25 protein-coding genes are annotated in these 25338 nt (G+C 34.9%); 18 read left to right on the top strand and 7 right to left on the bottom strand.

The window, feature by feature from the left end:
• Nucleotides 1-43 precede the first annotated feature (43 nt).
• From atpA to P163_RS02460, 9 genes are all read left to right on the top strand, one after another.
• A complete protein-coding gene (atpA, locus tag P163_RS02420) occupies nucleotides 44-1624 on the top strand; it encodes a F0F1 ATP synthase subunit alpha (RefSeq protein WP_034887240.1) in 1581 nt (526 codons plus the stop codon).
• A gap of 119 nt (nucleotides 1625-1743) precedes the next feature.
• A complete protein-coding gene (gene atpG, locus P163_RS02425) occupies nucleotides 1744-2604 on the top strand; it encodes an ATP synthase F1 subunit gamma (RefSeq protein WP_034887242.1) in 861 nt (286 codons plus the stop codon).
• Nucleotides 2605-2796: 192 nt separating this feature from the next.
• Entirely contained in the window at nucleotides 2797-3240 is a 444-nt protein-coding gene (locus tag P163_RS02430; protein WP_034887244.1) for a hypothetical protein, read from the top strand.
• Between the two features lie 118 nt (nucleotides 3241-3358).
• On the top strand, nucleotides 3359-4801 hold the full coding sequence (locus tag P163_RS02435) for a polysaccharide biosynthesis C-terminal domain-containing protein (protein WP_034887246.1): 1443 nt from the start codon (nucleotides 3359-3361) through the stop codon (nucleotides 4799-4801).
• Nucleotides 4798-5232 carry a dUTP diphosphatase gene (gene dut, locus P163_RS02440; RefSeq protein ID WP_034887248.1) on the top strand — a complete coding sequence of 145 codons (435 nt, stop codon included), beginning with the start codon at nucleotides 4798-4800 and terminating at the stop codon, nucleotides 5230-5232. The genes P163_RS02435 and dut overlap by 4 nt, the downstream gene beginning before the upstream one ends.
• A gap of 46 nt (nucleotides 5233-5278) precedes the next feature.
• Nucleotides 5279-6289, top strand: coding sequence for a sugar phosphate nucleotidyltransferase (locus P163_RS02445; RefSeq protein WP_034887250.1), 1011 nt, complete (start codon nucleotides 5279-5281; stop codon nucleotides 6287-6289).
• A gap of 46 nt (nucleotides 6290-6335) precedes the next feature.
• A complete protein-coding gene (locus P163_RS02450; protein WP_051931042.1) occupies nucleotides 6336-7712 on the top strand; it encodes a tetratricopeptide repeat protein in 1377 nt (458 codons plus the stop codon).
• Complete coding sequence (locus tag P163_RS02455; RefSeq protein ID WP_034887252.1) at nucleotides 7713-8480, top strand: DUF4292 domain-containing protein; 768 nt, start codon at nucleotides 7713-7715, stop codon at nucleotides 8478-8480.
• Nucleotides 8480-9697, top strand: coding sequence for a murein hydrolase activator EnvC family protein (locus P163_RS02460; RefSeq protein ID WP_034887254.1), 1218 nt, complete (start codon nucleotides 8480-8482; stop codon nucleotides 9695-9697). The genes P163_RS02455 and P163_RS02460 overlap by 1 nt, the downstream gene beginning before the upstream one ends.
• A gap of 108 nt (nucleotides 9698-9805) precedes the next feature.
• On the opposite strand, the gene P163_RS02465 is transcribed toward P163_RS02460, so the two are convergent.
• Nucleotides 9806-10324, bottom strand: a complete 519-nt coding sequence (locus tag P163_RS02465) for an acyl-CoA thioesterase (RefSeq protein ID WP_034887257.1) — start codon at nucleotides 10322-10324, stop codon at nucleotides 9806-9808.
• 58 nt (nucleotides 10325-10382) lie between these two features.
• Nucleotides 10383-11315, bottom strand: a complete 933-nt coding sequence (locus P163_RS02470) for an SPOR domain-containing protein (protein ID WP_034887259.1) — start codon at nucleotides 11313-11315, stop codon at nucleotides 10383-10385.
• Between the two features lie 233 nt (nucleotides 11316-11548).
• On the opposite strand from P163_RS02470, the gene dprA reads away from it, so the two are divergent.
• Nucleotides 11549-12652 carry a DNA-processing protein DprA gene (gene dprA / locus P163_RS02475; protein ID WP_034887261.1) on the top strand — a complete coding sequence of 368 codons (1104 nt, stop codon included), beginning with the start codon at nucleotides 11549-11551 and terminating at the stop codon, nucleotides 12650-12652.
• On the opposite strand, the gene trpS is transcribed toward dprA, so the two are convergent.
• Nucleotides 12649-13617 carry a tryptophan--tRNA ligase gene (trpS, locus tag P163_RS02480; RefSeq protein ID WP_034887263.1) on the bottom strand — a complete coding sequence of 323 codons (969 nt, stop codon included), beginning with the start codon at nucleotides 13615-13617 and terminating at the stop codon, nucleotides 12649-12651. The two genes, dprA and trpS, sit on opposite strands and share 4 nt — an antisense overlap.
• Nucleotides 13618-13691: 74 nt before the next feature.
• Here trpS and P163_RS02485 point away from each other — a divergent pair, with 74 nt between their 5' ends.
• Nucleotides 13692-14432, top strand: coding sequence for a lysophospholipid acyltransferase family protein (locus P163_RS02485; protein WP_034887265.1), 741 nt, complete (start codon nucleotides 13692-13694; stop codon nucleotides 14430-14432).
• A 6-nt stretch (nucleotides 14433-14438) separates the two neighbouring features.
• On the opposite strand, the gene P163_RS02490 is transcribed toward P163_RS02485, so the two are convergent.
• From P163_RS02490 to recA, 4 genes are all read right to left on the bottom strand, one after another.
• Complete coding sequence (locus P163_RS02490; protein WP_034887267.1) at nucleotides 14439-15806, bottom strand: hypothetical protein; 1368 nt, start codon at nucleotides 15804-15806, stop codon at nucleotides 14439-14441.
• Nucleotides 15807-15809: 3 nt separating this feature from the next.
• The gene (locus tag P163_RS02495) at nucleotides 15810-16352 is read right to left on the bottom strand and encodes an RNA polymerase sigma factor (protein ID WP_034887269.1); all 543 of its coding nucleotides are present in this window, start codon (nucleotides 16350-16352) and stop codon (nucleotides 15810-15812) included.
• A 21-nt stretch (nucleotides 16353-16373) separates the two neighbouring features.
• A complete protein-coding gene (locus P163_RS02500) occupies nucleotides 16374-16796 on the bottom strand; it encodes a hypothetical protein (RefSeq protein WP_034887271.1) in 423 nt (140 codons plus the stop codon).
• Nucleotides 16797-16922: 126 nt separating this feature from the next.
• Nucleotides 16923-17936, bottom strand: a complete 1014-nt coding sequence (gene recA / locus P163_RS02505; protein WP_034887273.1) for a recombinase RecA — start codon at nucleotides 17934-17936, stop codon at nucleotides 16923-16925.
• Between the two features lie 348 nt (nucleotides 17937-18284).
• Between recA and P163_RS02510 the strand changes: the two genes are divergently transcribed.
• From P163_RS02510 to P163_RS02540, 7 genes are all read left to right on the top strand, one after another.
• The gene (locus P163_RS02510; RefSeq protein WP_034887275.1) at nucleotides 18285-19316 is read left to right on the top strand and encodes a rhodanese-related sulfurtransferase; all 1032 of its coding nucleotides are present in this window, start codon (nucleotides 18285-18287) and stop codon (nucleotides 19314-19316) included.
• A gap of 116 nt (nucleotides 19317-19432) precedes the next feature.
• Nucleotides 19433-20605, top strand: coding sequence for a stage 0 sporulation family protein (locus P163_RS02515; protein ID WP_034887277.1), 1173 nt, complete (start codon nucleotides 19433-19435; stop codon nucleotides 20603-20605).
• Nucleotides 20598-21089: a gliding motility lipoprotein GldH gene (locus tag P163_RS02520; protein WP_034887279.1), complete on the top strand. Its 492-nt coding sequence runs from the start codon at nucleotides 20598-20600 to the stop codon at nucleotides 21087-21089. Before P163_RS02515 ends, P163_RS02520 begins: the two co-directional genes overlap by 8 nt.
• A 13-nt stretch (nucleotides 21090-21102) precedes the next feature.
• Nucleotides 21103-23421 carry a penicillin-binding protein 1A gene (locus tag P163_RS02525; protein WP_034887281.1) on the top strand — a complete coding sequence of 773 codons (2319 nt, stop codon included), beginning with the start codon at nucleotides 21103-21105 and terminating at the stop codon, nucleotides 23419-23421.
• Between the two features lie 86 nt (nucleotides 23422-23507).
• Nucleotides 23508-24206 carry a CoA transferase subunit A gene (locus P163_RS02530; protein ID WP_034887283.1) on the top strand — a complete coding sequence of 233 codons (699 nt, stop codon included), beginning with the start codon at nucleotides 23508-23510 and terminating at the stop codon, nucleotides 24204-24206.
• A 31-nt stretch (nucleotides 24207-24237) separates the two neighbouring features.
• Nucleotides 24238-24591 carry a four helix bundle protein gene (locus P163_RS02535; protein ID WP_034887285.1) on the top strand — a complete coding sequence of 118 codons (354 nt, stop codon included), beginning with the start codon at nucleotides 24238-24240 and terminating at the stop codon, nucleotides 24589-24591.
• A gap of 37 nt (nucleotides 24592-24628) precedes the next feature.
• Nucleotides 24629-25282, top strand: coding sequence for a CoA transferase subunit B (locus P163_RS02540; protein WP_034887286.1), 654 nt, complete (start codon nucleotides 24629-24631; stop codon nucleotides 25280-25282).
• Nucleotides 25283-25338 lie beyond the last annotated feature (56 nt).

The raw sequence follows: 25338 nt of genomic DNA on the forward strand, positions 1-25338 counted from the left end.
AAACAGGCGCGCATTAGGCGTTCCAATTTTATTCTAAATAATTATGGCCGAAGTAAATCCTGCTGAAGTTTCAGCAATATTAAAAAAACAACTCTCAGGTTTTGAAGCAAAAGCTTCTTTAGATGAGGTGGGTACAGTGCTTACCGTAGGAGATGGGATTGCCCGTATTTATGGTTTAAGCAATGCTCAATACGGAGAATTAGTTGAATTTGAAGGTGGTTTAGAAGGAATCGTTCTTAACCTTGAAGAAGACAACGTAGGGGTAGTACTTTTAGGACCTTCTAAAGCAATTAAAGAAGGATCTGTTGCAAAAAGAACTCAGAGAATTGCATCTATTAAAGTTGGTGAGGGAATTACCGGAAGAGTTTTAGACACTTTAGGTAGCCCAATTGATGGAAAAGGTCCAATTGAAGGAGAAACTTACGAAATGCCATTAGACCGTAAAGCTCCGGGAGTAATTTATCGTGAGCCGGTTACAGAGCCTATGCAAACAGGTATTAAAGCTATTGATGCTATGGTACCGGTAGGAAGAGGACAGAGAGAATTGGTGATTGGTGACCGTCAAACAGGTAAAACTGCGGTTTGTATCGATACCATTCTTAATCAAAAAGAATTTTACGATGCTGGGAAACCGGTACACTGTATATATGTTGCTATTGGACAAAAAGCTTCTACTGTTGCAGGAATTGCACAGAAATTAGAAGAAAAAGGTGCAATGGCTTATACTACCATTGTTGCTGCTAATGCTTCAGATCCTGCACCTATGCAGGTATACGCTCCATTTGCAGGTGCTGCAATTGGTGAGTATTTTAGAGATACTGGTCGTCCTGCACTTATTGTGTATGATGATCTTTCTAAGCAAGCGGTAGCATACCGTGAAGTATCCTTATTGCTACGTCGTCCACCGGGACGTGAGGCGTATCCTGGGGATGTTTTCTTCTTACACTCAAGATTATTAGAGCGTGCAGCTAAAGTTATTAATAACGATAAGATCGCTTCTGAAATGAATGATCTTCCAGATTCAATTAAGCATTTGGTAAAAGGTGGTGGTTCTTTAACTGCATTACCAATTATCGAAACTCAGGCTGGTGACGTTTCTGCATATATTCCTACCAACGTAATTTCTATTACAGATGGTCAGATCTTCTTAACTTCAGATCTATTTAACTCTGGAGTACGTCCTGCAATAGACGTGGGTATTTCTGTATCTCGTGTAGGTGGTAACGCTCAGATCAAGGCTATGAAAAAAGTAGCTGGTACGCTTAAGTTAGACCAAGCACAATACCGTGAATTGGAAGCTTTTGCTAAATTTGGATCAGACCTGGATGCTGCAACTTTAAATGTAATTGAAAGAGGTAAGCGTAACGTAGAGATCTTAAAGCAAGCAGAGAACGATCCATATCCGGTAGAAGAGCAAATTGCTATTATCTATGCTGGATCTAAGAATCTTGTAAGAAATGTTCCTGTAGATAAGATTAAAGAATTTGAAAGAGATTATCTAGAATTCCTTAACGTGAAACACCGTGATGTTTTAGATACTCTAAAAGCAGGAAAACTAACCGATGAAGTAACAGATACTTTAACGGCTGTGGCAAGTGAACTTACTGCAAAGTATAAAAAATAGTATTGAGTATTGAGCTTTGAGTAGTTGTTAGCTTAAGTTCGTATTTAATCTTTAAATAAATTGGAGGTATCGAGTATTTAGGTTAAACGCTAAATACTCGATACTCAATACTAAATAAAATGGCAAACTTAAAAGACTTACGTAGCAGAATTACATCGGTATCATCAACGATGCAGATCACGAGTGCCATGAAAATGGTATCGGCTGCAAAATTGAGCAGAGCCCAGGATGCTATTACTGCAATGCGTCCGTATTCAGAGAAATTAACTGAATTACTTCAAAGTTTAAGTGCAACCTTAGATGACGATACCAGTAGTAAATTTTCGGAAGAAAGAGAGGTAAACAATGTTTTGATTGTTGCCATATCTTCTAATCGTGGTTTGGCGGGAGCTTTTAATACTAATATTGTTAAAGGTGTAAGAAATGTGATCGCTGCAAAATACAGCGATAAGAATGTACAGCTTCTTACCATTGGTAAAAAGGCCAATGATGTATTGCGTAAGAATTATTCGGTTTCGGAAAACAATAACGCTATCTACGATAATCTAGATTTTGAAAATGTTTCTATAATTGCAGAAGCTATTATGCAAGGTTTCTTGGATGGTAAATATGATAAAGTAGAATTGGTTTATAATCAATTTGTAAATGCTGCCACTCAAAACATCATGACAGAGCAATTTTTGCCTATCGAGAAATTTGAGAGAGATTCTAATGTTACTTTAGATTACATTTTTGAACCTTCAAAATTAGAGATCGTTAAGGATTTGATACCTAAATCTTTGAAAATGCAAATCTTCAAAGCAATGAGTGACTCATTAGCTTCTGAACATGGTGCGCGTATGACAGCTATGCATAAGGCTACAGATAATGCTACTGAATTGAGAGATTCATTAAAATTATCTTATAACAAAGCACGTCAGGCTGCAATTACCAATGAGATCTTGGAAATTGTTGGTGGAGCTGAAGCTTTGAATAACTAAGAATAACAATTGTCACTTCGAGCGGAGTCGAGAAGTGTTTTCAATTTATTTTGTTTTTTTGATGAGAGGAAGGCGACTTTCAATTATTCTTAATGATAGATATAATATATATTCAAACCCTCGGTACTTACCGAGGGTTTTTCTTTGGCAAGCATTTTGTTTTAAACATACAGAACCTTAATACTTATTATTATGAAATACCTCTACTTAGTTTTTACTGCTGTTATTATAACTACACTTTTTACAAATTGCGCAGGCAATAAAAATCTTCAGGATACAGCACCTGTAAACATGGGAAATGCCTATATAGAACAAACTCCGGCAGGATTTGATCTTTATATTCCTATAAAGACAATTCAGAAAAGCAATATTAGCTTAGACAGCGTATATTTTAGAGGAAGAAAAGCTTCTCTAGCAATTCATCCTCAACATTCTGGAATGCATTATGCTCAATTCATTTCAATGAAAGAGGATATGCAGATGAGTTCAGACCCAAAAGACGAGTACGGAAATAAAGCACCAATTAAAGTGGAAAAAATTCCTTTTAAGCTTAAAAAGGATGAAGCTGTTATAGAATTTACTCAAGATGGTAAATTGAAAAACTATAAAATTGATGGTATTTCAGAACGTTCTTAAGAAGTACGTATAACTAGCATCTAAGAATTTTTAAAGGCAAGATTACAAACCTTAGAAAGTATTGTGTTTGTAATCTTGCCTTATTTGAATAAATTTAGACCTTCTAACAAAACCAATCTTGGGTACTTTAAAGCGATTCTTTCAGGATACTATTATTTATGGCTTTGCCACGGTGCTACCTAGATTAATGAACTTTATTCTTGTTGGTCTTCACACTGCAACACTTTCCACCAGTAGCTATTCAGATAATACTACCTTCTATGTATGGGCAGCTTTTTTTAATGTGCTGCTTACGTACGGTATGGAAACTTCTTTTTTTAGGTTCTTTAGTAACAGTAAAGAGAAGGATACGGTATTTTCTACGGCATTTATTGCCTTAACAGGTTCTACCGTATTATTTCTGATAGGTGTTTTGATCTTTCAGGATTTCTTTATTGCTCTTGTAGATCTGCCGGTAGATTATTTTTATATACTTTTTGGAATACTCGTAATGGATACGCTTGTGGTAGTTCCATTTGCCTATTTAAGAGCTTCTAATAGACCTATTAAGTTTGCAGCTATCAAGATCATAAATATTGTTATTGTGGTCTTACTGAACTTCTATTTTCTTTGGTTCGTAAAAGAATTTCCCTCGCTCACCCCTCAGATAATTTTAGATAATTATACAAATGCAGACAAGGTAAAATATATCTTCATTGCGAATCTTGCCGCCAGTGCAGTTACATTTTTAATATTGTTACCTAATTTCTTTAGGTCTAAAATAGATTTTAGCGTACTGCTTTTCAAACAAATGTGGAGATACGGTTGGCCTGTTATGGTAGCTGGTATCGCATTTGTAATTAATGAGAATCTAGATAAGTTGTTATTAAAAGATATGTTGTCGGAATCTGTAATGGGTGCTTATGCAGGTTGTTATAAACTGGCAGTTTTCATGACCATTTTTGTTCAGGCCTTTAAAATGGGAGCAGAACCCTTCTTTTTCAATCATGCACAACAAGCTAATGCCAAAAAAACTTACGCACAGATATTAACTTATTTCGTGATCTTTGGGTGTCTAATTATGGTATCCCTTATTTCATTTATAGATATTTTTAAAGAACTTCTTATTAGAAATGAAGATTACTGGATCACCATTTCTATTGTACCTATTATTTTGTTAGCGAACCTATTCTTAGGAATTTATCATAATCTTTCGGTGTGGTATAAACTTACAGATAAAACACGAATGGGAATGTATATTTCCATTTTTGGAGCCATTATCACTATAGTTCTCAACTTCGTATTAATTCCAGTAATTGGTTTTATTGCAGCTGCCTGGGCAACATTGGCTGCTTATGGATCTATGATGCTTATATCGTATTTCTTGGGGAGAAGATTTTACCCAGTACCATACGATCTTAAGAAAATAGGATTCTATTTATTAATATCTATAGGAATTTCAGCAATATCATTTTTATATTTTAGAGAAAACTATCTGGCAGGCACAGCTTTTGTAACTTTGTTCCTGCTAATTATAGTAGCTGTAGAAAGAAAAGATTTAAAACAAATTTTAAAAAGATGAAGGTAAAGATCATAAATAAATCTAAGCACAAACTTCCTAATTATGAAACGGAAGCTTCGGCTGGTATGGATATAAGAGCCAATATTTCTGAAGCTATTACGTTAAAACCTTTAGAACGTGTTATCGTAAAAACGGGATTGTATATGGAATTACCCCATGGATGTGAAGCGCAAGTAAGACCTCGTAGCGGTCTTGCTGCTAAACACGGAATCACAGTTTTAAACTCTCCTGGTACGATTGATGCAGACTATAGAGGAGAAATTGGCGTAATTCTAGTCAATCTTTCTAACGAAGACTTTATAATTGAAGATGGAGAACGAGTAGCGCAATTTGTAATTGCAAAACATGAGCGTATTACCTGGGAAAAGGTGGACTCTTTAGATGAAACAAAACGTGGTACCGACGGATTTGGAAGTACTGGAAGAAAATAATATAAATAAAAGTGCCCGGCTAATCGGGAAAAATTAAAATATCGATATGAAAATAATTGTACCTATGGCAGGTCGTGGATCACGACTTAGACCACATACGTTAACTGTACCAAAACCTTTAATTCCTATAGCAGGAAAACCAATTGTACATAGATTGGTAGAAGATATTGCAAAGGTTCTAGATGAAAAGATAGATGAAGTGGCTTTTATTATTGGAAAAGATTTTGGAGAACAGGTAGAAACAGATCTTAAGAAAATAGGAGAGTCCTTAGGTGCTAAGGTTAGCATCTATTATCAGGATAAACCTCTTGGAACCGGCCATGCTATTATGTGTGCTAAAGAATCTTTAGAAGGACCTGCTGTTATTGCTTATGCCGATACGCTTTTTAAAGCCGATTTCACTTTAGATAAAGACGCAGATAGCGTTATTTGGGTGAAACAAGTGGAGAATCCAAGTGCATATGGAGTGGTGAAATTGAATGATAAGAACCATATCACAGATCTTGTAGAAAAACCTTCAGATTTTGTTTCAGATCTTGCAGTTATCGGGATATACTATTTTAAAGATGTAGCGGTGCTAAAAGGCGAGTTGCAAAATGTTTTAGATCAGAACATAATTCGTGGTGGAGAATATCAGATCAATGATGGTATTGAAGCTATGAAACAAAAAGGAAACATCTTTGTTCCCGGGAAAGTTGATGAATGGATGGACTGCGGAAATAAGAATGTAACCGTAGAAACTAATGGTAGAATGCTAAATTTTCTTCATCAAGATGGTGAGAAATTGATCTCAGATTCTGTAAAGATCACTAATTCTGAAATTACAGAACCTTGTTTTATTGGTGAAAATGTAGAATTGATAAACGCCAAAATTGGACCAAATGTATCCATTGGTGACGGTTGTAAAATTACCGATGCTACTATAAAAAATAGTTTGATCCAGAATTTTTCTGAAGTTAAAAATGCCAAGCTAGACAATGCTATGATAGGTAGCTTTGCCAAGTTTGATGGTAATTTTACTCAAATTAGCATTGGAGATTATTCAGTATTAGAATAAGTTTCATATTAAATGATTACCGAAGTTTTTAATCTAAGTGCTTTTAATGATCATTAAATCTTACATATACATATCGCTGCTTAGCATTGGTTTTTTTTCTCCTGTAATAATTGCTCAGGAAAAGAACCAATCTCAGCAGGAAGTTTTGCAAGATGATCTGGGAAATGTTTCTGATGAATTTCAGGAACATTTCTTTGAGGCCTTAAAACAAAAAGCTATTGAGAATTATGATAAAGCGCTTTTAGAGCTCGAAATTTGTAGAAAATTACAACCAGATAATGCTGTTGTTTTTTTTGAAATGGGTAAGAATTATAAATTTCAAAAGAAATATGAAAATGCTATAGCTAGTCTGCAGCAAGCAAACAGATTAAAACCGAATAAACAAGACATTCTTGTAGAATTATTAGATAGCTATAGGCTTCACAAAGACTTTAAGCCGGCCATTCTAATTGCTAAAAGTTTAATAGCTTTTGATGATAAATATTATCAGGATCTATCTTCATTGTATTTTGAAAGTGAGCAATATGATAAATTATTGAGCTTATTGGATAAACTAGATGCAGAGTTAGGGGTAAGCGAATTTAGATATGCCATGAGGCAAGAGATCTATAAGGCCACTAAAAATACCTCTGGAGAGATCCAGACGCTTAAAGAATCTATTGAGCTAAATCCTGAAAATGAGACCAGTTATTTGAACCTTATTTTTGTTTATAGTACTCAGGGAATGACGAAGGAGGCTTTTGAAACCGCAGCGCAAATGCAACAAATATTCCCAAATTCTAAAGTGGTACATCTTGCGCTTTATAAATTTTACTTAGAATCTCAAGATTTTGGTGCAGCCTTTAACTCTATGAAGATCGTTTTAGGTTCTGAAGAAATTGCTGCTGATGCTAAATTTAGAGTGCTTAATGATTTTGTGTTGTTCGTTAAAGATAATCCTCAATATGAAAATAAAGTAAAAGAAGTAGCAGATCTATTTGCTGAAACCGAGGGAGATCCACTTATTTATCAAAAACTGGGAGCATATTATCTAATGAAAAATGAAAAGGAACTCGCACTGAGCTTCTATGAAAGGGGATTGGCTAGTGGTATAGATAATTTTGATTTATTGAAAAATACCTTGCTGCTTCAATTAGATCTAAATAACTTTAAAGAAGCAGCTGCATTAAGCACTAATGGATTAGAAATATTTCCTGCGCAGCCTTTTTTATATTTAATAAATGGCACTAGCTTAAATAAGCTACAAGCTTATAAGCAAGCCAAAGAAATACTTACATTTGGTCTAGATTATTTATTAGAAGATCAAATAATGAGTAGTGATTTTTATGAACAACTTGCTATTGCTCATAAAGGATTAGGAGATGAAGTTAAAGCTAATGAATATCACCAACAAGCCTTGAAATTTAAAAAAACGATTAATTAAATGTATAAGAAAGCATTTACCCTACTTAGTATTTGTTTGATACTTATTTCTTGTGGTACCAAGAATAAAGTTTCTAAAATTGAAGATAAAGCTGCATCCAAAGTTATTGCCGCTCATTATAATATTGCACCCGAGTTTAAGACTATGAGCAGTAGGTTAAAATTGAGGTATACAGATGAGGATAAGTCTCAATCTGTGGGTGTAAGTTTTAGAATGCAGAAGGACAGTGCTATTTGGATTAGTGCTCAAATTTTGGGAATTCCTTTAGCAAAAGCCCTTATTACTAAAGACAGAGTTAGTTACTACGAAAAGATCAGCAGAACTTATTTTGATGGCGATTATACGCTTGTAAGCAAATGGTTAGGAACGCCATTAGATTTTGAAAAGCTTCAGAATTTATTATTGGGACAAACTATTTATGACCTGAGAGAAGATAAGTATAAATTAACAGAGTCTACTCGTGGTTATGAATTGGTGCCTGCAAATGAACTTGAAGCTGTTAAAAAGATGTTCTTGCTAGATGCTAAAACATTTAAAGCCATTGCACAACAATTAGCACAGGAAAGGGAGAATAGAAATGTAACCGTAACTTATCCTGCATACCAAAAGGTGAACAATCAATATTTTCCGGAAGAGATAAAAATCATAGCTAATGATTCTGGTAAGGGAACACAGATAGAAATTTCTTTAAAAAGTGTTACCCTGAATGAAGATCTAAGTTTTCCGTTTGACATTCCATCCGGATATGATGAAATTGAGATAGAATAATGAAGTTCTCGAAACTACATAAAATAGCAATAGTACTTCTTTTATTTATAGCAAGTCTATCTGCAGAGGCACAGACAAAAGAAAGTCTGGAGCAGCGAAGAATTGAACTAAGACAGGAAATTCAGCGTATTAGTGATCTTAGAAATTCCAATAAGAAAAAAGAAAAATCTGTACTTACAGAGGTAGAAGATTTGGTGCGTCAAATTAGAACTACAGAAAATTTGATCAAAGTTACCAACCAGCAAGCGAATTTGTTAACGCGAGATATCAATACCAATACCAATAGAATTCAGCAGTTAAGAAAAGAATTAGAGAGCTTAAAAGAAGATTACGGCAATATGATCGCTAAATCTTATAAAAGTAAGTCGCAGCAAAGCAGGATCATGTTCTTATTATCTTCTCAGAGCTTCTTACAGGCATATAAACGTCTTCAGTATATGAAGCAATATGCAAACTATAGAAAGAAGCAGGGAGACGAGATAAAGAGTAAAACAGAAGAGTTACAAGGTTTAAATACCAATCTTATCGCACAAAAAAAGAATAAGGATAAGTTGATTGTAGAAAATAGGCAAACCAAAGCGCAGTTAGAGAAGAATAGGCAATCTCAACAAGTGCTAATTAAAAGCATTCGCCAGAAAGAAGGACAGTTCGCCTCTCAGATCAAAAAGAAGCAACAGGAGATTAATGCTATAGATAAACAAATAGATGATATAATTCGTGCCTCTATTGCAAAAAGCAATAAAGAAAGCGGTTCTACAGAAAGAGATACCTATAAATTAACGCCAGAAGCTAAAGCGCTGGCTGCCAATTTTGCTAGTAATAAAGGAAGATTGCCATGGCCAGTTAAATCTGGCGTAGTTACAACCAGATTTGGAACTCAGCCTCACCCTATTGTAAAAAGTGTTACAATAAACAGTAATGGAGTTCATATTGAAACAGGTAAGGGTAGCAATGCAAAAGCTGTATTTGGAGGAACTGTAAGTGAAGTACAAGTGGTTAAAGGTGCTAATAAAGCAGTTATGGTGAGACACGGAGATTACCTAACCATTTATAATAATCTTTCTAATATTTACGTAAAACGTGGAGATGTTATTAGTTTAGGACAGGATATTGGTGAGATAGCAACTAATAGCAGTACGGGAAAAACTACATTATACTTTCTATTGTATAAGAACATGGAAAAATTAGATCCCTCAGATTGGATCTTAAGAATGTAAGTAATAAAGAAAAGCCTCGTGAGAGGCTTTTCTTTATTGAATATTTTATCAATTGTGCTTAGTGCCACTTTACACGTTCAAGCTTAGAGATTTTTAAAGAATAAGAAATTATTTCTCCTCTAAAAAGAGTGCTTTTAATTCTGTAGCATCTGCGGGTTTCATTTTTCCGGCTAAAACTAAACTCAATTGTTTTCTTCTTAGCGCAGCGTCAAAACGTTGTTTTTCAATTTCAGTTTCTGGCTCTAGTGGAGGAACATGCACAGGCGCTCCCGTTTCATCTACCGCTACAAAAGTGTATATAGCTTCGTTTGCAATAGTTTTTCTTCCACTTTCTCTATCTTCTACCCACACATCTATAAAGATCTCCATAGAGCTTTTAAAGGCTCTAGATACTGCGGCCTCTACAGTAACAACACTACCTAAAGGAATAGCTTTATTAAATGCAACATGATTAACAGATGCGGTTACCACTATACGGCGGCTATGTCTTCTAGCAGCTATACTTGCAGCTCTATCCATTCGGGCAAGTAACTCGCCTCCAAAAAGATTGTTTAATGGATTGGTTTCGCTTGGTAATACCAAGTCTGTAAGAATGGTTCTTGAGTCTTTAGGAAATTTTGCTTGCATTTCGCCAATTTTTGGCAAAGGTACAAGTCATTATGCCTGATTACAAGTTAACAGAGTATTAAAGTTCTTGAATAAGCATCCAAGCACCATCATTACTGCTTTTTGCCTGTCTTAACATTTGCATAGCCTCACCTCTGGTCTGGTAACTGCCATAGACTACTTGGTGAAGACCATATCTGTTCTCCCCAATATATCTGGCAGTAAACCCATCCTTTTTAAGTTCTTCAACTTTTTGAAGTGCATTTTCTTCAACTCGATAAGCCCCAGCAACAATGTGATAATTTCCACTTTGTTTGGTAACTTTAAAGGTGATCTCCGGAAGAGGATTGTCTATTATGAACGTTGCTTCTTGTATTTGATGTTGCAGTTGAGATTCTGCTACTTGTTGCTCTGCAACATTATGTTCTGTTACCTGATTGCTGTAATAGTTCAATCCTGCAAACCCACTTAGGCCTAGCGCAAAAACTGCAATAGCTGCATATTTTAAATAAGATCTGTTGGATCTTCTCTCTGGCGTAAATAAGATAGGAGCTTTTTCTTCTAATTCCTGCACCTGTTTTTTGTAAACCTCTCTTTGTACAGATCTTGCAGAAACATCACTTAAACCAAAAGCTTCGGTTAAATAGTTTGTTTCTTTTAATGGTTCGAACTGAAGAATATCATCTTGAGAAAGTGTGAAGCCGCCTAGATTATCTAATGATATCTTTCTTTTCTTTTCTAGATCATGATTTAATTGAAGAACAAATTCTTCTAACTTATATACTGCAGCCGGATAGCTAATATCTTTGGTTTCCGCAAGATAGTTTGCTAATAGGCCATCATTCTTTTTTAACTGTGCATTAAAAGAGATCAGCTTTTTAGGAGGAAAAAATGCTTGAGCATCTTCATTAAAGTGTGCCGATTTCTTTTGAGTTAAAAACGCTCCAAAACCTGGAAGTATAACACATTCATATCGGTATAAAAGGTCGGAAATGTAGGTAGCTATATTCATCTCTACAAAAGTATAATTTTAAGCGTTATGATAAAATTAGCCAAAGATATCTTATTAACAAATGTTTTTTTCAGTATTTTTAATTGAAATAATAGGTTTAAGTTTCTGGAAATCAATTGCTGATACCTTGCTATAAATCTTTAATGAATGGAATTTCTACACACCTTCTCTACTACCGATTGTAATGCGTAAGAATCAATTTTAATACTAATTATCACGAAGCCAATTCTTTTATGTCTCTTAATCAAAATGAACTCTTAGCCACACTTGCTCTACAAAGTATTCCGAATTTAGGAGATAGTACCGCTAAAAAACTTATTAGACACTTAGGGTCCGCAGAAGCTGTTCTAGCCTCTAAAAAGGATTCTTTGATGAAGATAGAAGGGATTGGTGCTATTAGAATTAAAGAATTGCATAATTCTAATTATTTAAAGTTAGCTGAAGAAGAGTTAAGGTTTATTGAGAAAAACAATGTTAAGGTGTATCATTATAAGGAACCTGCATATCCGGAAAAATTGAAACATTGTGTTGATGGTCCAATTCTGCTTTTTTCTCGAGGTAAAATAGATCTTAGAGCTAAACGTATTATCAGCATAGTTGGAGCCAGAATGATCACAGCACACGGACAATCTTTTTGTGAAGAGTTGGTTGCAGAATTGGCACCTTTAGATCCCGTTATTATATCCGGATTTGCTTATGGGGTAGATATAGTTGCACATAAAACTGCTTTAAAGCATAATTTGCAAACTGTTGGTTGTTTAGCTCATGGGCTCAACCAGATCTATCCAAAGGTGCATGGCAGATATATGGCTCCAATGGAAGAGAATGGAGGATTTTTTACAGATTTTTGGAGCTCCCAGAGAGTTGATAGGAATAATTTTTTAAAGCGAAACAGGATCATTGCAGGATTAAGTGAAGCTACAATTGTAATTGAAAGTGCAGAAAAAGGAGGGTCTTTGGTTACTGCAGATATAGCCAATTCTTACAATAGGGAAGTTTTTGCGGTACCGGGAAGAGCAACAGATACCCAGAGTAGGGGATGTAATAATCTTATAAAATCTCAAAATGCACACCTCTTAACTTCAGCCGCAGATCTTATCTATATGTTGAACTGGAAATTAAATGATGATAAAAAATCTGTTCAAAAGCAATTATTTGTGGAGTTAGAGCTTGATGAACAACTCATTTATGAATATCTAAATAAGGGAAAGCAACAACTAGATGTTATTGCCTTAGAATGCAAAATCCCGACCTATAAAGCAGCCGGGATCTTATTAGATATGGAATTAAAAGGAGTGGTTAGACCACTCCCGGGAAAATTATTCGAAGCAATCTAATAGCCTAGTTTGGTTCTAACTCTAGATAGTACTTCATTTGCTATTTTAGTTGCCTTTTCTGCTCCTTTTTCTAACGCGGCATCTATCTCTTCAGGATGACTCATATAGTAATTGTAAAGCTCTCTCTGTTTTGCATACTTCTTTACAATTAGTTCAAATAGCGCTTGTTTTGCATGCCCGTAACCAAAACCACCATTAGTATAATGATCTTTCATGGTTGCAACTTCTTCTGGAGAACCTAATAACTTATAAATAGCAAAGACGTTACATGTGTTTGGATCTTTAGGTTCCTCTAAAGGCGTACTATCTGTTTCTATAGACATTACTTGCTTGCGCAATTGCTTGTCTGTTAAGAATAGATTAATAAGGTTCCCTTTAGATTTGCTCATCTTTTGCCCATCGGTTCCCGGAATATATTTGGTTTCTTCTTCCACTTTTCCTTCGGGAATTACGAAAGTTTCCCCCATTTGAGCATGAAAGCGAGAAGCCACATCACGCGTCATCTCTATATGTTGTAATTGATCTTTTCCTACAGGTACTATCTCAGCATCATAGATTAAAATATCTGCAGCCATTAGCATTGGATAGGTAAATAAACCAGAATTTACATCTTCCAGTCTATCTGCTTTATCCTTAAATGAATGTGCTAAGGTTAAGCGTTGGTAAGGAAAGAAGCAGCTTAAATACCAAGAAAGCTCGGTTACCTGAGGTATATCGCTTTGTCTATAAAAAACGGTCTTTTCTATATCTAGCCCAAAAGCCAGCCAAGTAGCCGCTGTAGAATACGTATTTTCTTTTAATACTTCTGCATCCTTTATCTGAGTTAAAGAATGTAGATTTGCTATAAATAAAAATGAATCATTATCTGGACGGTTTGCCATTTCTATTGCTGGAATAATGGCTCCAAGTAAATTTCCTAAGTGTGGAGTACCTGTACTTTGAACTCCGGTAAGTATTCTAGACATGCGTTATTTTAATTTTTTACAAAGGTAATTCTTTTGTTGAATACCCTTAATTCATTTTATTATTTTTGATATCTATGAACCCACTAAGAACTGTAGTTACCGCTATCTGGCGAATTTGGTTTTATATATTAATGGCGCTGCCAATAATAATAATGTTGCCTTTTCTTATTGTCTTTACTTCCTCAGAAAAATTTTACCCACAGTTCTTTGTATGCGCCAGAATATGGGCTAAAGCTATACTATATGGTATGGGCTTTTATCCCAAAGTAAAAGATATTTCTAGTCTTAAAGATGATAAAAGTTATATGTTCATTGCGAATCATACTTCTATTATAGATATTATGTTGATGCTTGCAGTTATAGATCATCCATTTGTATTTGTAGGAAAAGTGGAATTAGCAAAGATCCCGTTATTTGGATATTTTTATAAAAGAACTTGTATTTTGGTAGATAGAAATAGTCAAAAAAGTAGAATGCAAGTTTTTGAATCTGCGCAAAGAAGGATTAATCAAGGAAATTCAATCTGCATTTTTCCTGAAGGGGGAGTGCCTAATGATAAATCTAAGGTACTTACACCTTTTAAAGATGGGGCCTTTAGATTGGCAATAGATCATCAATTGGCTTTAGTTCCCATCACTTTTCATGATAACAAAAAGAGGTTCTCGTATACGTTCTTATCTGGAAGTCCTGGAAAAATGAGAGTTAAGATAGATCCTGTGATCTCTGTTGCTGGAAAATCTCAATCTGATAAAAGAGAATTAAAAGATCAGGCTTTTCAAACAATTTTGAATGAACTCGAAAATCCTTCGTTATAAGTGTAATTAGAATTTAAAGCTAAATCCGGAATAAACCCCAAAGTAGTAAGGGTTCACATTACTGGTGTTGTAGGTATTAATTTGATATTTAAACATAGGTTCTACACTAAGCTGAAATTGATTAGAGATCTCATAATCTACACCCAGTCCAATGTTGGTACTAAAACTTATATTATTAAGCTGATTTGATTCTCCAAGGGGAGTAGAGAAATCTGTAGTTTTTAAGGAAATAGAATTTTCATCTAAGAACAAAGTACTTGCTCCACCTATAATATTAAACCCTATTTTCTTATCAATAATTACATATTCAACTTCTAAAGGAACTTCTATAAACCCTATTTTTTGATTGATATATCCTGAAGATGGAGCTGCAAGACTTGCTTTTTCAAAATTTGTAGAGGCGCTTATATTACTAAAAGGTCTAACACTTCTATTTTCAATTTTATAATTTGGAATATCTCCTTTATAATTTATTCCACTAAGAGCTAAAGGATTCACAGCGGCTGTAAATGCTATATCTTTAATATTGTAGCTCATTCCAACCTTACTAATACCAGATCTAAGCTTAATTTTTTCAGAAATATTATAAGCGAAATTTATTCCGTAAGACATTGTTATTTCCCCACTACCACTATTGCTGGCAAATTGCTCGTCTATAGTATTAGCACTACCAAAATTGTCATAATATATTGGGGCAGCAACCGTAGATACGCTCAACCTCTTCATAGTGCCAAGATCATTGCTATTCTCATCTTCTTCCGAAATTAGATCTAGATCTTTATCTGATGCTATTTTAGATAATTTCTTTAATTCTGAAGAGGATATTTTATTAGAAGACTTTGGGCTAACATTATATAAAGTGATCTTGGATGGATTCTCCTCAAAATCATTAAATGTGTAGCTCTTTCCTGTGCTTATATCTTTAATTTCATCGTCTTTAATAATATGCGTAAAATTTGCCTTATTCTTCGCTCCCTTATTTACTACTATTTCATTCTCTAGTGCTGCTTGCTGAAGGTCCCTTAGTTTGGTTTGCATGATCAAAGCCTGCAAGGTAGAAGTAGAACTAATCATTTTCTGAGTATATTCTTCTGATGCTAGGGAGACATTGATAGAATTATTATCATCTACTTTAGAGAAAACCTGAGATGTAGCGTTTGAATTAGATTTAAAAAATCCGGTGGTATAACTAAAGAATAATGCAAATAGAGCAGCAATACCTGCCATTCTGTACCAAATAGGCATGCTTCTTTTTTTGAACTGCTTTTCTTGTAATTTTGAAGAAATATTCTTCCATACCGCATCGCGTGGACTAGCCTCGAAATCTTTAAATTTCTCCTGATACAATCTGTCTATATGTTTTCTTTCTTCCATTACTTATGATGAATGGGCTGCCGTTTTAATTTGATAGGCCTCCACTTTCTCTTTTAATATTTGCCGTGCTCTCGCTAAATTGGATTTAGAAGTTCCAGTACTTATTTGTAGCATTTCTGAAATTTCTTTATGAGAAAATCCATCTAATGCGTATAGGTTAAAAACCTGCCTATACCTGTCTGGTAATTCCTGAATGATCTTCAATAGAAAATCAACAGAAAATTCATCCTCATCAATCTCAAGTGCTACTTCACTTAAACTCTCTTCATTTATGATCTCAAAAACACCTTGCTTTCTATATTTCTGCAATGTGGTATTGATCATGATCCTTTTCATCCAACCTTCAAAAGATCCCTTATCTTGATATTGAGCAATTTTTTCAAATATCGTCATGAAACCATCTTGCAGATTGTCTTCTGCTTGTTGATAGCTATTAGAATATTTTAAGCAAACAGAAAACAATTTATCGGCATATAGCCTATAAAGCTGTTCCTGAGCTTTTATATCCTCTTTTTTACAATGAGATATGAGCTGTTTTAAACTCAATAGTCGGGGATTTTTCGTTAATTATTCATCATCTGGCTGGGCTACGGGGATTTGTTTAATAATAAATTCATCTTCACCTAAAGAATTCTCACCCTTCCAGAATCTAAATATATAAAAATCATTACGTTCTACAACAAATTTTAATGAAGTCGTTTTTGAAAGGTCTCCACTCTTGGAACAATTGCTGCTGCTTGTTTTTGAATGATTTACAACTCCAATAGTTACTTCGTTGTTCTTTTGAGTGATGTCTAATCCGGCAAAATAATGACAACTGGAAGGTCGTTCATAATTAATACCCATCTCATAAGATTTTGAAGCTATAAAGGAAGTTGGAATATTTACGGAAATAATGGGTGCCAGATCTTGTATGATTCCATTTGAGTTATCATCAACAGAGCAGCCTTGTAAAATTACAATGCTAAATATGATGATACTTTTTTTCATCTTCAAAGAGGTGGCACTTTTTCAAGTAGGTTATACTTAACAGATGCAAGAAGAAAGAAAAGGTTGCGTTTGGAAATAGAAAAATCCCGAATAATCGGGATTTTAATTTTCATATCTTTAATAAAACTATTCTTTTGCTAGTTTTATTGCATTCACAATTTTTGTCTCAAGCTCATCCATAAGATCCGGATTGTCTTTTAAGATCGCTTTTACAGCGTCTCTTCCTTGTCCTAGCTTGGTATCTTCATAGCTAAACCAAGATCCACTCTTTTTAATGATCTCGTAATCTACTCCAATATCGATGATTTCCCCAATTTTAGAAACACCTTCCCCGTACATAATATCAAATTCTGCCATTCTAAATGGTGGAGCCACTTTGTTCTTTACAACTTTAACTCTTGTCTTATTTCCAAGTACGTTACTGTTGCTATCTTTTATTTGTGTAGATCTTCTAATATCTAATCTCACAGAAGCATAGAATTTTAAGGCATTCCCACCGGTAGTAGTTTCAGGATTTCCAAACATAACACCAATCTTCTCACGCAATTGGTTAATGAAGATCACTGTACAATTGGTCTTACTTATACTAGCCGTTAATTTTCTAAGTGCTTGAGACATTAGACGGGCATGTAATCCCATTTTAGAATCTCCCATTTCTCCTTCAATTTCACTCTTAGGAGTAAGGGCTGCTACAGAGTCAATTACAATAATATCAATTGCTCCAGATCTTATTAAGTTATCTGTGATCTCCAAAGCTTGTTCCCCATTATCTGGCTGAGAAATTATTAAGTTTTCAAGATCTACTCCCAATGCTTCTGCATAAAATCTATCAAATGCATGCTCTGCATCTATAAATGCAGCAATACCTCCAGCTTTTTGAGCTTCTGCAATTGCATGTAAGGTTAAGGTAGTTTTACCAGAAGATTCTGGTCCATAAATTTCAATTACTCTTCCACGAGGATATCCTCCCACGCCCATAGCTAAATCTAATCCTAAAGATCCGGTAGAAATTGCTTCTACATCAGAAACTGCCTGATCGCTCATCTTCATAACTGTTCCCTTACCGTAGGTTTTATCCATCTTATCTAGGGTGAGTTTCAGGGCTTTTAGTTTAGCTTCTTTTTCTTTATCGTTGCTCATTTTTACTTTTTTTATCCTTGATGCTAAAATAACATATCTTTTCTATCACTACAATATTTAGGCCGTAACCTTTTCAAAATTAATTCCGGTTTTTACCACTCCATAATGCGTATGATGATCACCTAGATTATAAGGTTTCAAGTTTTTAATTAATTACCTTTAAGAACTATTATGGTAGAACAGGTAATTTTAACGGTAGTACTTATGAGAGCTAGGTTATCTAAGTTCATTTCTTAAGTTATACTTAGTAAAAAACGCCTTGGAAGTAATTCTATGTCATTCTTTCTTGCTTTCATTTAAAGATATATCTTTGCAAAAAATATCTTTTAACTTAAAAATTAGTATAGCATGCAACTGTACAATAAATTAAGCGCTAAAGAGAGAGCTGCCCTAATAGAAGAAGCTGGGCAAGATAGACTTACACTTTCTTTTTACGCATACGCCAAAATTGGCAATCCAGAAGTATTCAGAAATTTTCTTTTTATAGGTTGGGACAAAATGGAAGTCCTTGGCCGTATTTATGTAGCGCATGAGGGTATAAATGCCCAACTTTCTGTGCCTGCAAAAAGATTTGATGAGTTCAAGGCTTTTATAGATGATGTTTATTTTTTGAAGGATGTAAGATTGAACATCGCTATTGAGCATGACCTTAAATCTTTCCTAAAATTAAAAGTTAAGGTGAGGGATAAGATCGTGGCAGATGGTCTTAATGATGCCTCTTTTGATGTGAGAAACAAAGGAATTCATGTAGATGCCAACAAATTTAATGAATTATTGGATGATCCAAATACCATTTTGGTAGACATGCGTAATCATTATGAAAGTGAAATAGGGCATTTTAAAGGAGCTATTACTCCAGATGTAGATACTTTTAGAGACTCTCTAGATATCATTGAAAATGATCTGAAAGAGCATAAAGAAGATAAAAATCTTGTTATGTATTGTACCGGAGGTATTCGATGTGAAAAAGCCAGTGCTTACTACAAGCATAAAGGTTTTAAGAATGTTTTTCAGCTAGAAGGTGGAATTATAGAATACGCTCGCCAAGTTGATAATCAAAACTTAGACAATAAGTTTATTGGGAAAAATTTCGTTTTTGATCACCGTAGAAGTGAGAGAATAACAGAAGATGTGATCTCTAACTGTCATCAATGCGGTAAAGCATGTGATACTCATGTAAATTGTGCTAATGAAGCCTGTCATTTGCTATTTATCCAGTGTGAAGAATGTGCAAAAGCTATGGATACGTGTTGTTCTACAGAATGCAAAGAGGTAAACGCGATGCCTTTTGAGGAGCAAAAAGCATTGAGAAAAGGTATTCCTAACAGCAATAAGATATTTAAAAAAGGTAGGTCTGAAGTCTTAAAATTCAAGCAATAGTTAATATTATTGAGTTCTGCGCAGACCGATAAATATTGGTATATTTACCTTTTAGAATAAATTATAAATCCAATTCAGCAGGATTTCTCCTGTTAGAATTTCAATATATATATAATATGGGATGTAGCACTTGTGCGACCGGAAAAGATGGTTCGCCTAAAGGTTGTAAGAATAATGGAACGTGTGGAACAGATGGATGCAATAAATTAACAGTTTTTGATTGGCTTTCTAACATGTCTTTACCAAATGGAGTAGAACCTTTTAATTGTGTCGAGATTAGGTTTAAGAACGGAAGAAAGCACTTTTTTAAAAATACTGAAAATTTAACCTTAAGCATCGGCGATGTAGTAGCTACAGAAGCTTCACCAGGACACGATGTGGGAATTGTAACGCTAACCGGAGAATTGGTTAGAGTGCAAATGAAGAAGAAGAAAGTTAAAGAAGACAGTGAAGAAGTTTTAAAAATATATAGAAAAGCTACGCAAAGAGATATTGATGTATGGCAAGAAGCTAGAGATCGTGAGGATAAGATGAAAGTTCGTGCTCGTGAGATCGCTATTCGTTTAAATCTACATATGAAGATTAGCGATATTGAATTTCAAGGAGACGCTTCTAAAGCCACCTTTTATTATACAGCAGAAGAACGCGTAGATTTTAGACAATTAATTAAAGAATTTGCAAGAGAATTCAATACAAGAATTGAAATGCGCCAGATAGGTTTCCGTCAGGAAGCAGCTAGATTGGGTGGTATTGGTTCTTGTGGAAGAGAATTGTGTTGTTCAACTTGGTTAACAGACTTTAGATCTGTAAATACCTCTGCAGCTAGATATCAGCAATTATCACTTAATCCGCAAAAATTAGCAGGACAATGTGGTAAACTTAAATGTTGTTTAAATTACGAATTAGATACATATTTAGATGCTTTAAAAGCATTTCCAAGAACCGAAGAAAAGTTATATACTAAGAAAGGTACTGCAGTATGTCAAAAAATAGACATATTTCAGGGATTTTTATGGTATGCTTATGAGGGAGATTGGATGAATTGGCATAAGCTTACTCCAGAGAAAGCAAATCTCGTTATTAAAGCCAATAAAGATAAGGAGCCAGTTGCAAGTTTAGAAGAGTACGAAGTGGTAGTAACTGCAGATGCTAATGCAAATCCAGATTTTAATAATGTGGTTGGGCAAGATAGTTTAACTCGTTTTGATAAGCCTAAAACAGCTACTAAGAAACGTAGAAAGAGTACCAAACGTAAAAAAGGTAAACCTTCAAATAATAACAATGCATAAATTGTTTTTACCGGTTTTATTAGTCATTCTAGGATGTTTGGTGCTCTCTTGTGACTCTAACAGGGTTTATGACGAATACCAAACAATTCCTTCTACATGGAATAAAGACTCTATAGTTACGTTTAATCTAAAAACTATAGATTCTGTAAAACCTTATAATGTATTCATCAATATCAGAAATAACAGTGATTTTGATTATAGCAACCTGTTCTTGATCGCTCAAATTAAATTTCCTCAGGGTAAAGTAATTACAGATACTCTAGAGTATGAAATGGCCGCTCCCAACGGGGAATGGCTTGGTACTGGTTTTGGAGATGTTAAAGAAAGTAAGCTGTGGTACAAGCAAAATGTAATATTTGAAGAAACTGGTAATTATAAATTTTCCCTTCAGCAAGCCATGAGAAAAAATGGCAATGAAGAAGGAATTGAAAACCTTGAAGGTATTACCGAGGTGGGTTTTCGCATAGAGGATATCCAAAATTAATGTAATTGCACTTATGGCAAACCCATCTAAAAAAACTACATCAAAACCAGCAAAGCAAACTGGTTTTAGAAAATATATTATTGGCTTCTGGACTCTTTTTGGAATAGGAGTGCTTGCAATTATTATCCTGTTCTTAATGGCTGGATGGGGAGCGTTTGGAAAAATGCCCAAATTTGAAGAACTAGAAAACCCGGAAACCAATTTAGCTACAGAGATCTATTCATCTGATGGAGAAACTTTGGGTAAATATTATAGTGAAAATAGAACTCCTATTAGGTATGAAGATCTTCCAGATCATTTAATAGAGGCTTTGGTAGCCACAGAAGATGAAAGGTTTTATCAGCATTCTGGAATAGATGCTCAAGGAACTTTAAGAGCAGCGATCTACTTGGGTCAAAAAGGTGGGGCCAGTACCATTACGCAACAATTGGCAAAATTGTTATTCACTCAAGATGTCTCTCAGAATTTTGTGGGAAGAGTGATGCAAAAATTTAAAGAATACATTATCGCTATTCGTTTGGAACGCCAGTATACCAAAGAAGAGATTATTACCATGTACTTCAATAAATATGATTTTGTGTATCAGGCAGTTGGAGTACGTTCTGCAGCAAAGATCTATTTTGGGAAAGAAGCTAAAGATCTTAAAATTGAAGAAAGTGCAGTGTTGGTAGGAATGCTTAAAAATGCCGCTTATTACAATCCTGTAAGAAGACCTGAATTGGTGGAAAATCGACGTAATCAAGTGTTAAAGCAAATGCAGAAGAACGGATTTTTAACTCCAGAAGAAAAAGATTCACTTCAGAAATTGCCTATGAAACTAGATTTTTCTCCTCAAGGTCATGACGAGGGAATTGCCACTTATTTTAGAGTGTATCTGCAAGGCTTTATGAAAGATTGGATCAAGAACAATCCAAAACCTGATGGAAGTGAATATAATATATATCGTGATGGATTAAAGATCTATACAAGTATAGATTCCAGAATGCAGAAATATGCTGAAGAGGCAGTTACAGAGCATATGTCTAGACTCCAAAAAGAATTTAACATACAGAACCAAAAGAATAAAACTGCACCCTTTAGAGATGTAACTCCAGATGAGGTAAATGGCATTGTTAATAGTGCTATGAAGGTTTCAGACAGATGGCGCAAGATGAAAGCTCAAGGAAAATCTGAGGATGAGATCATTAATTCTTTTAGCAAGAAAACAGAGATGCGCGTTTTTAGTTGGAGCGGTATTAAAGACACCGTTATGACACCTCATGACTCTATAATTTATTATAAATCTTTCTTAAACGCGGGGATGATGTCTATGACGCCTCAAACCGGAGAAGTTAAAGCATGGGTTGGAGGAATTAACTTTAAACATTTTAAATATGAGCACGTAAAACAGGCCAGAAGGCAGGTAGGTTCTACCTTCAAACCTTTTGTATATGCTACTGCCATAGATCAGTTAAAAATGTCTCCTTGTGATACCTTGCCAAGAAACAGATTTACTATTGAAGCAGGGAGAATGGGCAATCAAAACGATTGGTCTCCTGTAAATAGTGATGGTAAATATTCAGGAATGATGACGCTTAAAGATGCTTTAGCAAATTCTGTAAACACGGTTACTGCTAGATTAATTGCTAAAATTGGTCCTAAACCTGTTATTAATTTGTTAGATAAATTGGGAGTAGACACCAGAAATATCCCAGCAGTACCTGCTATTGCGCTTGGTACAGCAGATATGAGTGTTTTTGAGATGGTTTCGGCATATAGCACCTTTGCAAATGAAGGTGTGTACGTAAAACCCGTTATTGTAAATAGAATTGAAGACAAGAACGGAACCATACTCTATCAACAAGTCCCTGAAACTAGAGATGTATTAAGTAAAGAAACTGCATATGTAACCATAAATCTTATGGAAGGGGTTACCCAATCTGGAACCGGAACTCGTTTACGTGGTAACTGGGCAGTAAATAATTCTTATTACCAGAAAGCAATGACCGGATATCCTTACGACTTTAAAAACCCTATTGCTGGTAAAACAGGAACTACTCAAAATGGTAGTGATGGTTGGTTTATGGGGATAGTGCCAAATCTCGTATCTGGAGTTTGGGTTGGGGGAGAAGATAGATCTGTCCATTTCCCATCAATTACTTTCGGTCAGGGAGCTGTAATGGCTTTACCAATTTGGGGGTCTTACATGAAAAAAGTGTACGCAGATAAAAATCTGGAGGTGTCTTCGGGAGCTTTTCCAAGACCAGAAAATCTTTCTATAGAAATTAATTGTAGAGAGTATGGCAAAGAAAATTCAGATTCTCAATTGATTCCTGATGAATTAGATTTTTAATATTCCTATAATTTAGTAGAAATAACCTCTTTGAAAACGTTGTAGTAAGATCAAACTTTTTGTAAATTTCGGCAAACGAAATTTCAATGATCAAAAAAACTGTAAAAAACGTTCAGGAAGCGCTTGAGGGAATGAAGGATGGGATGACCCTTATGTTAGGTGGTTTCGGACTATCTGGTATTCCTGAGAATTCTATTTCAGAATTGGTGAAAATCAACGTTCAAGATATAACCTGTATTTCTAATAATGCCGGAGTAGACGATTTTGGTCTTGGCTTATTGCTTCAGAAAAAGCAGATAAAAAAAATGATCTCTTCTTATGTGGGAGAAAATGCAGAGTTTGAGCGCCAAATGCTAAGCGGCGAGTTGGATGTAGAGCTTACGCCCCAAGGCACACTGGCAGCAAAATGCCAAGCTGCACAACAAGGTTTTCCGGCTATATTTACTCCAGCTGGTTATGGAACCGAAGTTGCCGAAGGAAAAGAAACCAGAGAATTTGACGGGAAGATGTATGTGCTGGAAGAAGCTTATAAAGCAGATTTTGCTTTTGTAAAAGCTTGGAAAGGGGACGAAGCCGGAAATCTTATCTTTAAAGGAACCGCTCGAAATTTTAATCCATTAATGTGTGGTGCCGCAAAGATTACGGTTGCAGAAGTAGAAGAATTGGTGAAACCTGGAGAGTTAGATCCAAATCAGATCCATATTCCAGGAATTTTTGTACAAAGGATCTTCCAAGGAAAGGATTATGAAAAGAGAATTGAACAACGAACGGTGAGGCAAAAATAATTTGAGAATGATCAATTTGAAAATTTGAAGATTGAGAGATGATAAAGAAAATATTATTGTTAAAAAAACTTTTCAGTTTTCATTAGAAATCATCTCTTTTACTGAAGAGCTTAGATCAAGTAAGAAATTTGAAATGGCCTCACAGCTATTTAAAAGTGGAACATCGATAGGAGCTAATGTTAGAGAAGCCCAGAATTCAGAAAGCTCGGCAGATTTTATTCATAAATTCAAAATTGCTGCAAAAGAAGCAGATAAAACTCAATATTGGTTAGAGTTATGCGAGAAATCACGGTTTTTACCTCAGCCAAATCCACAATTAATTATAGACTTAAATATTATAATGAAAATTATCTCAAAGATTATAAGTTCAGCTAAAAAGCGATAATTTTCAAATTAACATATTTTCAAATCAACACATTAACATGTTAGATAAAAACGGAATCGCACAAAGAATTGCCCAAGAAGTTCAGGACGGCTATTATGTTAATCTTGGAATTGGTATTCCAACATTAGTTGCCAACTTTGTAAGAGATGATATAAATGTTGAATTTCAGAGTGAAAATGGGATTTTAGGAATGGGGCCTTTTCCCTTTGATGGAGAAGAGGATGCCGATCTTATTAATGCAGGAAAACAAACCATTACAGCATTGCCTGGTGCTAGTTTTTTTGACTCTGCCCTAAGCTTTGGGATGATACGTGGGCAACATGTTCATCTAACAATTTTAGGTGCTATGGAAGTTGCAGAAAATGGAGATATAGCCAATTGGAAAATACCCGGGAAAATGGTTAAAGGTATGGGAGGTGCTATGGATCTAGTTGCTTCTGCAGAGAATATCATCGTTGCTATGATGCATACCAATAGAGCGGGTGAATCTAAATTATTAAAACGTTGTTCTTTGCCGTTAACAGGAGTAGGTTGTGTTACTAAGATTGTAACAGATCTTGCTGTAATAGAAGTTACAGATAAAGGTTTTAAATTATTAGAAAGAGCACCCGGAGTGAGCGTAGAACAAATTCAGAAATCTACAGAAGGAAAATTGATAGTGGAAGGTGATATTCCAGAGATGAAATTATAGATCACTTTTGCTCAATTGATTATCTGTTTAAATTTTAAAAGTCCCATTTGTAATTA

Origin of the sequence: Gillisia sp. Hel_I_29 (genome assembly GCF_000744275.1) — a bacterium.
In the GTDB taxonomy this organism is placed as follows: Bacteria; Bacteroidota; Bacteroidia; order Flavobacteriales; family Flavobacteriaceae; genus Gillisia.